Raw genomic sequence first — 14,465 nt, forward strand, 5'->3', positions numbered from 1 at the left:
CGGCACGATCCCAACGCTCACAGGTTCAGCACACAGAACGAAACCGCAAGATAGATGGCGAACAGGCTCCATTGCAAATACGGGATCAACAAGGAGGAGGCGATCTTGTCCAGCGGCCGAATCGCCCGGATCAGCACCCAGGTCGAGTACAGGATGAGAATCGTGTCGACGGCGGCCAAAAACGGCAATTGCAGCCTGTAAAACAACAGCGTAAACAACTGATGAAAAAACCAGTTTATTCCGTACAGAAGCAAAAGCTCCCGATTCATTTGCTTGCGGCGAACAGCAATGACGACAGATACAGCAATGAGCACATGCAAAATAAACCAGACGATCTTGAGCACATGGTCGGGCGGCGTGCCTTCAGGCTTGGTCAGCGACTCGTACCAGGCCCCGCCCCCCGGAAAGGCGAGGCTCGCCAATGAATAAAGGACGATCACCGAGAAAAACAGCAGCGTATGGTGCAAAGTGCTCATCGAGACTTTCCTCTCCTTTTTGCCAGGCTCTCTTCCCTATGTTTCTATATCTATGAGCGTCGCTACCATTTTCATGCCGCTTTTTCAGAGATTGGCCTGTCTCTTTTTATAGAAGACAGGAAAAGAAAAACCGCCTGTCCCGTTTTTTCGGACAAGCGGTTTTTTGGCAAAAGGCGGTTTGCTCTCGGCTGCGGGCTGGTAGACTTGCGGGCTTGTATCTTGCAGTCTGGTAGCTTGCAGTCTTACAGGCTCGCAGTCTTGCAGACTACGGCAGGCGCAAAACCTCGCCTGGTTTCAGTGCCTTGCCTCTGATATCTTTTTCGGCCAAAGTCGCGACAAACGCGTCTCCGTCCTGTTTGATCGGCGGGAACGTATCGTAGTGAATCGGCACGACGTAGTCGGCGGCGATCCACTCGGCGGCGATCACCGCATCCTCCGGCCCCATCGTGAATACATCCCCAATCGGCAAAAACGCCAAGTCGATATCATGGCGATCTCCAATCAGCTTCATGTCGCCGAACAGCCCTGTATCTCCCGCGTGGTAGATCGTTTTGCCGCCCAGCTCGATCACAAAGCCGCCTGGCATCCCCATGTAGACGATCTGCTGCTTGTCATCCAGCACGACGCCGGAGCTGTGGAACGCCTGTGTCATTTTCACTTTTCCAAAAGGCAGTGTCACAGAGCCGCCCAGGTTCATCGAAACGGTTTTGACGCCTTGCCAGTCAAGGTATGTAGCCAGCTCATGCGTCGCGACGATGGTCGCGTCATTTGCCTTTGCCAGCTCGACTGCGTCGAGAATATGGTCCTGGTGTCCGTGCGTCAGCAGGATGTACTGGACTTGGATGTCCGCAAGCGTCGTTTTTGCCAGCGGATTTCCCGAAATAAACGGGTCAATCATGAGCGAATGCCCTTCACTGGTCAACTGCACGGAAGAATGTCCGTGAAACCGGATTTCCAACATGGTATCCCCTGCCCTCTCTCATCATTGGTTTGTTCCTCTACCATGTTACCATGCGCAGGGGCGGGAATAAAATCCATCTGCACACTCCGGCAAAAAGAAAGGAAGAGGCTGCCGATCGCTCGACAGCCTGAGGAACAACTCATTTCTGTTAACAAGACGGTATGGCAGCTTAGCAGTCGTGGTCGTGTTCCGTAACGGCAATAATTTTAGAATCACGAATGATGGTGCGGCGATGGTTGTCGTGTTCGCGCAGGATGATAGTGCTGGATTTTACCTCGATCAGCTTGCCGAAAAAGTTGCAATTCACAGTCTCAACCTTTACGTTTTTCCCTTCGAATCGTCTCACCTGGTCTCTGAATGCCATGGTCAATCCCTCCTTCTGTAAGCATCCTATGTACGTTTGGCATAGCCCTACTGAGCAAATGCACAGACAAACAGAAAATGTACTTGTACCCGTCCGTCATTCGTCTAGTTTGCGGCGTGCAGCGCCACAACGGCGAGTTTTGTCGGCAGATGACAGAGCGCGGACAATCACCGGCGCAAAATTCGAACGGTGCAGGAAATTGTCGCACGATTGCAAAAGGAAATTCTTTTGCCGCACAGAATGGGTAAAAAACGGATAAAAAGCACGTACGGCAGGAGGGATAAGCATGGGAGACGTCATTGAGCTTGTCGCCAGGGAACGGACCTACAGCGGCAGGGAAGTCGTCGAAATGCTCGGGATCGGGGCGAGCACATTGCGCAAGTGGAGCATGCTGCTCGAGCAGCACGGCTATTGGTTCCTGCGGGACAATCAAAACCGGCGCGAATACCGCCAGATGGATGTGTCCTGCCTGACCCGCTTTTACGAGCTGACCAAGGACCAGCTCATTCCCCAGGAAGAAGCCGCGCAAATGATCGTCAGCCAAAACTACACGGGAGCGGGAGCGGCTCACAGAGAGACGGCTGTTGCTCTCGCCCCTGTTGCTCATCCCGTCGCAACATAAGACACTCTCGAAGCATTGGACGCCATCGACGAAAAGCTGCACGCCCTGGCGCTGCACGTGAAGCAGCAGGATGAGAACCAGCAGGCGCTGCTCGCGCGCCTGGAAAAGCAGGAGGCGTATATCCGCAGCAGCCTCAAGGAGCGCGACCGCCGCCTGACCAAAGCGATGAGCGACATCATGGACGCCAAAGTCCAGTTGGCCAAGCTCAAGGACGCCGAGCGGAAAACGTCTATTTGGCATAAGCTGTTTCGGCTGAGCTAAGTATAATGGCAGGAAGCGGTTTGGCAAGCTGGCGGAGGCGGTTTCTGCGGTTTCGTATGTTCGTTCGTGAGGCCGATGCAAAAACACTCTGACTCGCCTCGGTGCGCGAGGGCGGTAGAGTGTTTTTTGTTTTGGGTGTGTAATTTGATACGATCACTGTCGAAATTCGCATATTCGTGCGATGGTGACTACCTAGGAAAAGCGATTCAGTAGTGAGTGAATGCTATCCGCATTAGTTAAGAAAAACTATTTAGTAGATAGCTAAATTATCTTATGAGGTTTTTTATAAAAATTGACATTTAAAACAAATGGATGTATCTTCACCAATATATGCCACTGAAAAACAAAGTAATTACAAAAAGTTAATTAATGAAGGATTATCAGTTGAAGATGCTTTATACTATTCCGAATTACAAGCCTCGCTTGATCAACTAAAAAAGGAAAATAAGACGATTGATGTTGATTCTGTACGTAGCTTGTCGGCAGTTGAGTATACAGATGATTATATTCGGAAAAATAAAAAAGAGTTTAGGGAGAAGATTTTGCAGCAGGATCCCGTTGCAATTAAAAAGGCTACTGAAAATGCACTACAGTCTCACTTTGAAGGAAACGATTTATTAGCCAAATTAGTTAAAGAAGATATTGAGAAAAATGGAAAACCCAAAAGCTTCTACGAGATAACTTTTCCTAGCGGAGATCGCATGCAAGCAACTTTTGAAAGCGTAAAAGAAGTAGATTCTGACAGCGATCAAGTAGAAACGAACGCATCATCCCAGCCTTATGCTGGTCCATGGGGGTCAAATGTGACAACTATAGGTCAAGGAACTTTACCAAGCTCAAGTGGAAATTGGGGAACAAGCACCGATATAAAGTTCTATAATGCAGCGGGATACGCATCAAACTATCTTCAAATCAAATATACACTAGATAAAAAAAACACAAGCACTGCTGATGATGACACTGTTTCGGTCTACTATACCTACTCCACTGCCTCTTCTTCAGGTATCATGGAGGTAGTTACTCCCAATCCAAATGTCGGGCGTCCCTATGATAAAGCTTCCAAATCTTCAAATCTGTACACACAAACTTTTTCGGATGCTACTATGAAGCTTTCTGCCCAAGTAAGCGGTTCTTATAATTTTGTCGCAGGAGGTATTAGTGTTACCTTAACGCACTCGACGATTTGGCATGAGTTCAGCATCATTGAAGTCATGTATCATGGACTCCCAATTTATTATGGTGGATATAAACTGTAAAGGGGCGCTAGAAGGGGATAGTTTTTTATCCCCTCCTTTTAATTTGTGTGATTATGTCGAGAAAAAAAATAATTTATATCTTTGCGATAGGAATTACATTAATTCTTATTGCTTTAAATATTAAAATTGAAACTGATTTCAGATACCCCAATACACCAAATCTCGAAGCAATTCAAAATATGAATGGGTATCCTTTAAAAGTTAGAATTTCACAAGAAAAATTGTATGGTGTGAAAATAGCGATAATTGATAGTGGTATAGACGGGAATCAAAAGAATCTAACACTAAATGAGATTGCTTCCTCACAAAGATTCGGTGATAAATCACACGGTACAATTATTGCTAGCGTGATTGGGGCTAGGGAATGCGAAAATCTGAATTTTAATGGAATACTCCCAGGAATAACGCTGTATACCTATGATATTCATTCAGATACTTTAAATACTGAGACATTGTCTAAAGCTATAGATGAGGTTTCACACATAGGAGTTGATGTGATTAATATTAGCTTATCTACTTATAAAGACACCCCTTCCTTAAAAAACAGTGTTGAAAAAGCCGTAAATAGCGGAATCACGATCGTTGCATCCGTAGGAAACGATTCTTCTAAACAATACAGCTACCCAGCATCTTATAAAATACCTGGTGTAATCTCCGTTGGTGCTTTAGATGAAAACTTGGATGTTTGGTCGCTAAGTAACTTTAATGATACTGTTGATATTTTCGTGCCTGGAACAAAAATTTACTCAATAAATCATAAATTAAGTGGGGATAGCGTTGAAATTTTTAATGGAACATCGCTGGCTGCCCCATTGGTAACGACTTGGGTAGCTATGTTATTAGCAACAAACCCCAATTTGACACCAAAGAATATTGAAAGCATAATTCAAGAAACAGCTCGCCGCCACTTAGTAAATTGGAAGCAAAGTAGAGTAAATATTCAAATGGCAGATATTAATGGATCATTATTGAAGGCAATTAATTTCGTGGAGTGATAATATGAAACGAAGACTGATTTTTATAATCACACTTATTCTTATTAGTGGTTGTAGTAATTCAGAGGTGCTTAACAAAGAACAACCGACTCAATCGATAAACAATGTCACCTATCCAGCCGATAATCCGCCTGTAGTTGGTGAGGCTGGGAATGAAAAAAGCATAGAAGAGCCTATCTATCAGAGATTGATTAAGTACTACAATAGTAATTCTATAAGTGAATTTGAGGTTACTAACTATGCAAAAATTAGCAAGACCATTTTTTGTACGATTAACTTCAAAGTTGATAACAAACTACATTATGGGCTTGTTCAGGCTTATCCTAAAGATAAAGGGTGGGTCATTCAATCTATCAATGAAACCCCTGAAATTCCAGATTTAGCTGTAGTATTACAAATGAGTGTTGGGAAAGAACTGGTAGAAGAAAATGAAACTATAAAACAGTCGTATAGAATTTACTCAGGCTATATAAATGAGAAGCAGGTTAAAGAAATTAGAATTACTACCACAGATGATCGTATGTATGTAATCAAGATAGGTGATAATCAAAAACAGTTTCTTTATGCGTCTCCTCGTGAGGAGGTCAAAGCAAAATTCGTTGCTCTAGATCAGAACGGAAAGATTATTTACGAACAGTAATCAGTAGCACCTAAAAACAACTGAAAAGCATTCCCTATAATTAAAAGCCTTCTCTTTGAGAAAAAAAACAATCTATCGGTGAAGTGGTCAAGAGAGAGCGTAAAAAGTTTTGTGTAAATGGTTAAACTTCCCAGTAAGGAGATGATCATTTATGCAAGACAAAAGAGACATGACGATCAAGGAGTTAGCGAAGGATTGCCGTACCATCGAGGACGTGCACGCCATGTTAAAGATTTGTTCCGCGACACCATTCAGCAGTTGTTTGAAGCAGAAATGGATGCTCATTTGGGCTATGCCAAACATAATTCTGACGGCGATCACACGGGAAATAGTCGGAATGGGTATAGCAAAAAGACGTTGAAAACAAAGTTTGGCCATACAGAAATTCGGGTACCTCGTGACCGTAATGGAGAATTTGAACCTCACGTTGTGAAGAAGCATGAGACTACGGTAAATGGCTTAGAGGAGCAAATCATCGCACTCTACGCCAAAGGAATGTCCACACGAGACATTGAGGAACACATGAAGGAGTTGTATGGGATTGACGTATCTCCTGCCATGGTTAGTAAGGTGACCGACAAGATTATGCTTTGGTAGCGGAATGGCAATGCAGACCGCTTGATCGTGTCTATCCCATCGTGTTCCTGGATGCCATTCACTTTAAAGTTCGGCAAGAAAATCGGATCATCAACAAAGCGGCCTACAGCGTTCTTGGCATTTCGATGTCGGGTCATAAGGACATTTTGGGCATTTATACAACGAACATAATCGAGGGGTATCATCGGCAACTCCGTAAGGTCACAAAGACCAAAACGGCCTATCCATCCGACGATGCTCTGCGGAAAATCATCTACCTCGCTACCGTAAATGCATCGAAGAAGTGGACGATGCCGCTTCGAAGTTGGAAAGAATGTATCTCGCAACTGGCCATCCATTTTGGAGATCGCTTGCAAGGCGAACTGTCCGCATAACCCAACTGTTGAGTCGGCTTGACATGGAGCCTCTGCGGGCATGATTTCTTGCGATGGGGCGATGCCAGTCAACCATGCATCGCATGGCAAACGAGCCTATCATGCCCGCCCCTCCATGTAAAGCCGCCCACGTAACCATCCGCCTGTTAAAAACCCATTTACACAAAAAAATTTACATTCCCTATGGATGTTCGTGAATTTATAAGATTCGCCCTTTGATAAGGTGATAGATCCATCGTAAGCTGCTGTTAACGCAAACTTGCCTTTTGCCGGGGCCTCTTCTTCGAAATTGGCAGGCTCTGCTTCGTTTGTTTTTGCTGATGACGTGCCATCAGCAATCTTTTCTTCTGTATCAGTCTGGACAGGTTCTTCCGAAGGGGCAGTTACGGTTACATTGATGGGAAGAACTTCCTTCTCGTAGTTTGCCACCAGAGTTGTGTTTCCCACGCTTTTGGCATAAATCGTTCCCCTTGAAACGGAAACAACTTTGGGATCTTCTACTTGCCATTCTGTTTGTTTGGAAACATCCGTCTTACTGCCATCGCTGTAAATGGCGTTGATTTCGACTTTTTGAGAGTCTCCGATTTTTAGCGTCATTTCTTTTATAGATGAATCAATAGATACTAGCTCGGGACCCGGATTCGTATTGCTTTCGTCGACGGATGAAACAGCTTCCTGAGCTAATGCCGTGTTGTTAAACATGAGTGGCTGGCTAAAAAAATGGATGGGTTCCAGCAATAGGCAAAACATAACAAAGCAGCACAAAAGTCGTTTTAAGTGAATCAAATCTTACACATCCCTTCCTCTATTTCCAATTAATTGATATGCAGACTTGGTTATACTCTTAAATACTCTGCGTGCAAGATGATTCATAGACAAACGAATTTGTCGATGATCCAAAATACCCCGTCACGATTGCCTCCGCATCACTCCCCCGCTCGCTTCCGTATCCGCAAGTCGCCACGCCCTCACTAAACCGCGCCCATTCAACACCGCTTATCTTGACAATCCCCCCTCAAAACTCCCCTTGTAATATCTCCAAACAAAACGAGTATGCATAACAATAACGCCCCCTAGTCCTGCTGTATAAAAATGGAACAAATTAATATACAAAATAACAACCTCCTCTAACTCACTACCATCTCCACCCTTCGACAAATCTGCGGTTTCCGGCGGTTCCCCTGCACTCGTGGCCCTTTTTCATTACAAAATCCTTATTGATAATAGTAATCATTCTCTATATAATCAAGCCAAACGGTATTGATTCTCATTATCAAAATCAGGAGGCTATACATAGTGAAGCAATCAGGATGGAAAATGGGCATGATTGCCCTACTTTTGACAAGCGCTGTCGGGTGCAGCAGTGCACAGTCTCCCGAACAGGCAACCACTCAGCAGAACCAAACCAGCGAACAACCGAGCCAAAACACCTCCACGCAAGCGGCATCCAGCGAGCAGGCTGCTCCCTCTGTCAGCATTGATGAGAAAAAGGCGGAAAAACTGCTCGCCCAGTTTCAAAACCAAACTCCCACAAAAGTCGTAACTATCTCCGTCGCAATTACGGAAATTTTGCATGAACTCGGGATCGCCCCCGTAGGAGTACCGACGACGAGCAGCAAGCTGCCAGCGGCTCTGGACAGCGTTCCGCGCATCGGGACGTCGCACCAGCCGGACCTGGAGCAAATCGCGAAGCTGCAGCCGGAGTTCGTGCTCGGTCCGTCCTCGATCAAGGACAGCGTCGACAAAAAATTAAAGCCTGCCGGCACACCTACCGCTTACTTGCCTGTCGATTCCTTGGATGAGCTGAAATTGTCCACTGTCGTACTCGGACGGCTGTTCAAGCAAGAGGCAAAAGCAGAGCAGCTCCTGAGCAAAATTGCGGAGCAGGAAAAAAGCATCATCGAAACGACGAAGGGCAAACCGACGCCAAAGGTGCTGTTCCTGTTCGGCTCGGCGGAAGCGCTCATGGTCATGAGCGACCAGACTTTCGCCGGAAGCATCGCGCACAATCTGGGAGCCGTCAACGTCGCTACCGACACGTTGAAGCAAACGCAAACGTACGCGCCGCTGAACATGGAGAGCATCGTCGCGGCCAACCCGGACGTGATTTTGCTCGTGGCGCACGGCGATCCGAATGCCGTAGCGAAAAAATTCGAAGAAGACGTGAAAAAGAACGGCGCCTGGGAAAAAATGAACGCCTTCAAAAACGGCAAAATGCAGTCGCTTGATTTCAGCACGTTCGGCACTGCCTCGATCGTCAACGCCCCTGCCGCCTACCAGCAGCTCGCGGAAATTCTGTACAAGTGATAAGGAGTTTTTGCAGTGAGCCAGAACCATTCAACCAGGAAACCAGTCCTTCTCAGCGTCGCTTGCCTGCTGCTCGTAGCGGCAATCGTCCTGTCTGTCGGGCTTGGGAGCGTGCAGCTCTCGCTGTGGGAAACGATGACGACCGTACTCGGCCAAGGCAATGAAGCCAACCATACGATTCTCTGGGACATTCGGATTCCCCGCGTGTTTCTCGCGCTGCTGATCGGGGCCAACCTCGCTGCGTCCGGGGCGCTGCTGCAAGCTGTCATGCAAAATCCGCTGGCTGATCCGGGGCTGACCGGGGTATCCAGCGGGGCAGCGGTCACGGTGTTGTTCATCATGCTGGTCGTCCCCGGTTATTCCGCGCTGATTCCGCTCTTTGCCATTGTCGGCGGGGGCATCGCAGCCGTGACGGTCTACTTGTGGGCCTGGAAAAAGCAAGGGGGCTTCACCCCGATCCGCATTATTTTGTCCGGTGTCGCCGTCAATGCTGTATTTGGCGGCGTCATCGGCCTGTTGTCCATCCTCTACAGCGACAAGCTGCCAGCGGCTCTGCAATGGATGAACGGAAGCCTGTCCGGGAAAAGCACAAGCGACGTGCTGACGATTCTCCCCTACTCGGTCGTCGGGTGGATCGCTGCGCTAATGTGCATCCGCCAGGCCAACATCTTGCGTCTCGGCGAGCAGGTCGCGCACAATCTCGGGCAAAACCTGAACCGGCTTCGCTTCACCCTGTCCCTGATCGCGGTCTACCTCGCGGCCATCTCCGTTTCGACCGTGGGCCTGGTCGGTTTCGTCGGGCTGATCGTCCCGCATATGTCGCGCATGCTGATGGGCTCCGATTACCGGATGAACTTGCCGTTTGGACTCGTGCTCGGCTCGCTCGTCCTGCTTGTGGCAGACACGCTGGGCCGGACGCTTTTTGCTCCACTCGAAATTCCGGCGGGGATCGTCATGGCCATCGTCGGCGGGCCTTACTTCCTTTATCTGATGCGCAAAGGAGGAACGTGATGTGCTGAACGTGCAGTCAATGAACGTCTGTTACGGCAAAAAACGAATCGTAAATGACTTTTCGCTGGATATACATGAAGGAGAGATTGTCTCGCTCATCGGGCCAAACGGCTCCGGCAAATCGACGGTCCTCAAAGCCATCTCCCGGCTGATTCCTTGCGAGAGCGGCTCGGTGCGCATCGCAGGGGAGCCAGCCGACAACATGAGCATGAAGCAGCTTTCCCGCATCATGTGCATGCTGTGCCAGTCCAACTCCTGTCCTTCGGATGTGACTGTCGAGGAGCTGGTCGGCTACGGTCGCGTCCCCCACAAAAAATGGTATGAACGGCTGGATGCAGCCGACTACGAAATCGTCGACTGGGCGTTGCAGCAAACAGGACTGGAAAGCTACCGGGGCCGCTATCTCGCTTCTCTGTCGGGCGGGGAAGCCCAGCGCGCCTGGATCGCCATGGCCTTGGCCCAGAAGCCGAAGCTGCTGCTGCTCGATGAGCCGACGACGTATCTGGATATTGCCCACCAGCTCGATGTGCTTGAGCTGATCGCCAAGCTGAATCGGGAATTGAAGCTCACGGTTGTCATGGTGCTGCATGACTTGAATCACGCCAGCACCTACAGCGATAAAATTTGCGTCATCAAAGACGGGGACATTCGTGTTTTCGGCAAGCCTCAGGATGTGTTTACGCTGGAGCTGATCCGCAGCGTTTACGGGGTCGACACAGAAATCCGGTATGCGCCAGACAGCACCAGTCCGCGTATTCACGTCCTGAAAAAAGCGCAATAAAACTACAGGAAAAGCGAGGGATGCTCGTATGATAGCAATGGCGAAGGAAGCGATGAAGGTCCAGTACCAAACGTTTGCTGCCGGTATGAAGACGCTCATGCTCAGCACGGTCGACGAGCATGGAAAGCCGTTTATCTCCTATGCCCCTTTTGTCAAAACCAACGGAAAGTTTTATATCTACATCAGCAAAATCGCCAACCATTATCGCTATTTGGAAGAAACGTCGGCAGTCGATGCCATGCTGATTGAGGATGAAGCGAAGACGGCCAATCTGTTCGCCCGCCAGCGCGCCCGCTTCGTCTGCACAGCGAGAAATATCGGCAACGCGGACTGCGACGAGATTTTCGCGCTGTTCGAACAGCGCTTTGGCAAAAGCATGATGGATATGCTGCGCGGCCTCGACTTCTCCCTGTTTGAGCTGACGCCATCCGAAGGCCGCTACGTCGCCGGATTTGGCCAGGCGTACGACATTGATCTTTCCGCCGACAAGTTCGAACACGTCAATCGCGACGGCCACATCCAAACCGCCAAATAATCATTCGCGCCAACAGGAGGGCAAATTCATGACCAATTCAACGTATTCAACTGCACTGACACTCTGGCTCACGATCCAGGAAAGATTCCACAAGACAGCCAAAAGCATGCCGGAACAAGACTTGACGCTCGGGCTCGGCCCTGCCTCCATCGGGTATATGCTCAGACATAACGCCGAAGTGGAATACATGTTTGCCGAGTGGTTTTTCGGCCGCAGCATCCCGGCGGACGTGGAGCTACTGACGAAAAACGGCCCTGTCGAGGGGCGGCAGTTTACGAACTTGCAGGAGCTTGCCGATTTTATGACGGCTTCCAACGAGCATTTGCTCGAAGGCATGAAAAGCTTGTCCGAGGAAGCGTGGCATACGCCTGTCAATACGCCGCTCGGCAGCTCGACTCCGCTCGAAGCGCTGGGGCGTCTGATGTACCATACAGGCATCCACGCCGGACAGATTTCGCAAATCCAAAAAGCGTTTCATACAAGAGAAAAAGAGCGCACGCACTAAAGCACCCTATTCACGCAAAAAGCGCCCCCATCCGACCTGGACAGGGGGCGCTTTTTTCATGCTTGGGTTTAACATTTTTACATGACGATTTTTCTCGCCGCGTTGACGAACATTTTCACGCCGACTTCCAGCGCATCCTCGTCGATGGTAAAGCGCGGGTGATGGTGCGGATACGTAATGCCTTTTTCCTTGTTGCCGGCAGCGACGTAGAAAAAGCAGCCTGGCGCTTTTTGCTGGAACGCCGAGAAATCCTCGCCGCCCATGGTCGGGCGCATATGCTCCACCCACTCCGCTCCCAGCGATTCCACGACTACTTCTTCCATCAAGCGGGTCACTTCCTCGTCGTTGATGACCGGACGGTAGCCGAACTCGTACTTGAACTTGTAGCTTGCGCCGTGCGCTTCCGTAATCCCTTTGATGACGCGCTCCATCAGGCCGGGAACGGATTCGCGCAGCGTCTGGTCAAAGCTGCGCACTGTCCCGCAAATTTCCACTGTGCCCGGAATGACGTTGTGTGTCGTGCCGCCCACAAATTGCGTCACGGACAAGACGAGGTTGTCGAGCGGGTCGGCGTTGCGCGAGACGATGTGCTGCAGGTTGGTCACCACTTGCGCCGCAACCGCGATGCTGTCGATCGTCTCGTGCGGAAGAGCCGCGTGCCCGCCTTTTCCGAGCACGGTAATCCAGAACGTATCAGGAGCTGCCATCATCGGCCCAGGGCAAATGCCTACGGTGCCGTACTCCATCGTCGCCCACAGATGCGTACCGATCACGATGTCCACGCCATCCATGACTCCCGCCTGCACCATTTCCTCCGCGCCGCCCGGAAATACTTCTTCCGCGTGCTGGAACAAAAAGCGCACCTCGCCTTTGATCTGGTCCTTCATCCCGGACAAAATTTTCGCGGTTCCGAGCAGCATCGACGTATGGCCGTCATGTCCGCACGCATGCATCACGCCCGGATTTTTCGAGACGAACTCAAACGTGTTTTCTTCCGTAATCGGCAAAGCGTCCATGTCGGCGCGCATCGCCAGCACTTTTCCCGGCTGCGAACCGATCAGGCGGGCCATTACGCTGTTTTTCGTCGGCCGGCTCACTTCCAGATTGCCAAAAGACAGAAGCGTCTCGTACACGAACTGCGCTGTTTTCTCTTCGTGAAAAGACAGTTCGGGATGCTCGTGCAAATAGCGTCTCCACGCGATTACTTGCTCTTTGACCGCCTCTGCCGCCTGATTCAATGTTGTTGCTGTCGCTGTCATCCGGTTCTCCTCCTCGTTCGGTGCGCTTTTTGCCCGTCGTCGCCAAGCTGCCGAACCCTCGTCTCTTTTGTTTGTACGCCTGTTGCTTTTCCGTCAGTCTCTCTATATTTGCTTCGCCAAAGCCAGCACGGTGCGGTACAGCACGTTGGCTCCGTCCGCGCAATCCTCAATTGTCGAATACTCGGCCGGATTGTGGCTGATACCGTCTTTGGAGCGAATGAAAATCATGCCGACCGGACACAGGTCAACCAGTTGCATGCAGTCGTGGCCTGCGCCGCTCGGCAACCGGAACGCCTCCAAACCTTCCTGGGCACACGCCTCTGCCGCCGCCTGCTGGATGCTCTCGGAGCATACGGCAGGAGCGATCCGCTGCAACAATTCCACTTTCAGCGTCACGTTCCGCTCGGCACAGATCGTTTTCGCCCGCTCGATTATGCGCTGCTCGACCTGATCGCGAACCGCTTCGTCCACATCACGCAAGTCGAGCGAAAACTCTACCCGGCCCGGAATGACGTTGACTCCGCCAGGGAACGCCTGCACCTGTCCGACCGTCCCTACGCTTGTGCCCGTCCGCGCTGCCTCTTCCTCGATGGCAAGCATCACGAGCGCTGCCGCAGCCAGCGGATCGCGGCGCAAGTTCATCGGCGTAGCTCCAGCGTGGCCCGCTTCGCCCTCCAGCACGAATTTCATCCAGAGCGGTCCTGCGACACCCGTCACGATCCCGACGGACAAATCGCGGCTTTCCAGCACCTTGCCCTGCTCGATGTGCAGCTCCACGTACGCTTTGACGCTGCCGGGCGTGCGCGCCGCCTGACCTGTCTGATCCGGGTCCAATCCGACCTGGCGCATGGCTTCGGCAATCGTGATGCCGTCCTTGTCCGCCTGCTCCAGCTCGCTGCGCTTAATCAGCCCGGCGATCCCGCGGCTGCCGATCATGCCGTAGCCGAAGCGCGTGCCCTCTTCATCCGTGAAAGCGATCACTTCAATCGGATGTTCGGTCTCTATGCCTTGTTCCTGCATCGTCTGCAAAATTTCTACGCCTGCCAAAACGCCAAGCGGCCCGTCGAAATCTCCGCCATTCGGTACGGAGTCGATGTGCGAGCCTACGAGAACAACAGGTGCCGAAGGGTTTTTCCCCTCTTTTCGTCCAATCAGATTGCCTACCGCATCTTCGCGAACTGCCAGTCCCGCTTCCTTCATGAAGCCGGCGACGATGTCTTTTGCTGCCCGTTCCTCAGGTGTAAATGACAGCCTCGTTACCCCTCCGGCCTCCTGGGCGCCAATCTTGCCTACCTGCCCTAGTCGGTCCCACAATCGGTCCGCATTAATCATGACAAGAGACTCCTCCTTCGTAAAACCGTCTATTAACGGTTGATTTACGGCTATGTCCCTAATTGTATAATAGTCTGTCTATTTTGAAAAGGAGAAAAGCCTGCGTCATGCTGATTTTTCCAGTTGGTTTTCACGGAAAAAGGCGTGCAAATGCGCTTGCTCGTTGCACGCCTTTTCTATGTTCACGAT

General features: G+C 50.2%; 16 protein-coding genes and 1 pseudogene. 11 read left to right on the plus strand and 6 right to left on the minus strand.

The genetic code is table 11. The features are described from left to right. Window positions 1–17: 17 nt before the first annotated feature. The 3 genes from M655_RS21235 to M655_RS21245 form a co-directional block, all read right to left on the minus strand. Window positions 18–476, minus strand: coding sequence for a TspO/MBR family protein (locus tag M655_RS21235; protein ID WP_026557921.1), 459 nt, complete (start codon window positions 474–476; stop codon window positions 18–20). 265 nt (window positions 477–741) lie between these two features. Beyond that, window positions 742–1,437, minus strand: a complete 696-nt coding sequence (locus M655_RS21240; protein ID WP_035423113.1) for a metal-dependent hydrolase — start codon at window positions 1,435–1,437, stop codon at window positions 742–744. Between the two features lie 169 nt (window positions 1,438–1,606). Further along, window positions 1,607–1,801 (minus strand): hypothetical protein, encoded by a 195-nt coding sequence (locus M655_RS21245; protein ID WP_005828092.1) that lies wholly within the window; start codon window positions 1,799–1,801, stop codon window positions 1,607–1,609. Between the two features lie 286 nt (window positions 1,802–2,087). Here M655_RS21245 and M655_RS21250 point away from each other — a divergent pair, with 286 nt between their 5' ends. The 6 genes and pseudogenes from M655_RS21250 to M655_RS21275 all read left to right on the plus strand — a co-directional run bounded on the left by M655_RS21250 (window position 2,088) and on the right by M655_RS21275 (window position 6,546). Then, entirely contained in the window at window positions 2,088–2,423 is a 336-nt protein-coding gene (locus M655_RS21250) for a MerR family transcriptional regulator (RefSeq protein WP_238503932.1), read from the plus strand. A gap of 15 nt (window positions 2,424–2,438) precedes the next feature. Next, window positions 2,439–2,684: a hypothetical protein gene (locus tag M655_RS21255; protein ID WP_238503931.1), complete on the plus strand. Its 246-nt coding sequence runs from the start codon at window positions 2,439–2,441 to the stop codon at window positions 2,682–2,684. A 308-nt stretch (window positions 2,685–2,992) separates the two neighbouring features. Continuing rightward, window positions 2,993–3,940: a hypothetical protein gene (locus M655_RS21260; RefSeq protein WP_005828097.1), complete on the plus strand. Its 948-nt coding sequence runs from the start codon at window positions 2,993–2,995 to the stop codon at window positions 3,938–3,940. Between the two features lie 53 nt (window positions 3,941–3,993). Beyond that, the gene (locus M655_RS21265; RefSeq protein WP_141333635.1) at window positions 3,994–4,935 is read left to right on the plus strand and encodes a S8 family peptidase; all 942 of its coding nucleotides are present in this window, start codon (window positions 3,994–3,996) and stop codon (window positions 4,933–4,935) included. 4 nt (window positions 4,936–4,939) lie between these two features. Then, entirely contained in the window at window positions 4,940–5,575 is a 636-nt protein-coding gene (locus M655_RS21270) for a hypothetical protein (protein WP_005837212.1), read from the plus strand. Between the two features lie 151 nt (window positions 5,576–5,726). Continuing rightward, window positions 5,727–6,546, plus strand: a pseudogene (locus M655_RS21275) (IS256 family transposase). A gap of 99 nt (window positions 6,547–6,645) precedes the next feature. Here M655_RS21275 and M655_RS21280 read toward each other — a convergent pair. Continuing rightward, window positions 6,646–7,332 (minus strand): Ig-like domain-containing protein, encoded by a 687-nt coding sequence (locus M655_RS21280; protein WP_026557924.1) that lies wholly within the window; start codon window positions 7,330–7,332, stop codon window positions 6,646–6,648. Window positions 7,333–7,842: 510 nt separating this feature from the next. Between M655_RS21280 and M655_RS21285 the strand changes: the two genes are divergently transcribed. From M655_RS21285 to M655_RS21305, 5 genes are read left to right on the plus strand one after another with little or no spacing between them, the layout of a single operon-like run. After that, window positions 7,843–8,853: a helical backbone metal receptor gene (locus tag M655_RS21285; protein ID WP_026557925.1), complete on the plus strand. Its 1,011-nt coding sequence runs from the start codon at window positions 7,843–7,845 to the stop codon at window positions 8,851–8,853. Window positions 8,854–8,868: 15 nt separating this feature from the next. Continuing rightward, window positions 8,869–9,864, plus strand: a complete 996-nt coding sequence (locus tag M655_RS21290; protein ID WP_026557926.1) for a FecCD family ABC transporter permease — start codon at window positions 8,869–8,871, stop codon at window positions 9,862–9,864. Window position 9,865: 1 nt separating this feature from the next. After that, window positions 9,866–10,645: an ABC transporter ATP-binding protein gene (locus M655_RS21295; protein ID WP_005836095.1), complete on the plus strand. Its 780-nt coding sequence runs from the start codon at window positions 9,866–9,868 to the stop codon at window positions 10,643–10,645. 28 nt (window positions 10,646–10,673) lie between these two features. After that, the gene (locus M655_RS21300) at window positions 10,674–11,180 is read left to right on the plus strand and encodes a HugZ family pyridoxamine 5'-phosphate oxidase (RefSeq protein ID WP_026557927.1); all 507 of its coding nucleotides are present in this window, start codon (window positions 10,674–10,676) and stop codon (window positions 11,178–11,180) included. A 28-nt stretch (window positions 11,181–11,208) separates the two neighbouring features. Further along, complete coding sequence (locus M655_RS21305) at window positions 11,209–11,685, plus strand: DinB family protein (RefSeq protein ID WP_005836091.1); 477 nt, start codon at window positions 11,209–11,211, stop codon at window positions 11,683–11,685. A gap of 77 nt (window positions 11,686–11,762) precedes the next feature. Here the strand turns inward: M655_RS21305 and M655_RS21310 are convergent, their stop codons facing one another. Both M655_RS21310 and M655_RS21315 read right to left on the minus strand, forming a co-directional pair. Beyond that, window positions 11,763–12,944 (minus strand): M20 family metallopeptidase, encoded by a 1,182-nt coding sequence (locus tag M655_RS21310; protein ID WP_007782819.1) that lies wholly within the window; start codon window positions 12,942–12,944, stop codon window positions 11,763–11,765. A 102-nt stretch (window positions 12,945–13,046) separates the two neighbouring features. Beyond that, the gene (locus M655_RS21315; protein ID WP_026557928.1) at window positions 13,047–14,276 is read right to left on the minus strand and encodes a Zn-dependent hydrolase; all 1,230 of its coding nucleotides are present in this window, start codon (window positions 14,274–14,276) and stop codon (window positions 13,047–13,049) included. Between the last annotated feature and the right edge of the window lie 189 nt (window positions 14,277–14,465).

The sequence above is a fragment of the Brevibacillus sp. NSP2.1 genome (genome assembly GCF_000470975.2).
GTDB lineage: Bacteria > Bacillota > Bacilli > Brevibacillales > Brevibacillaceae > Brevibacillus > Brevibacillus agri.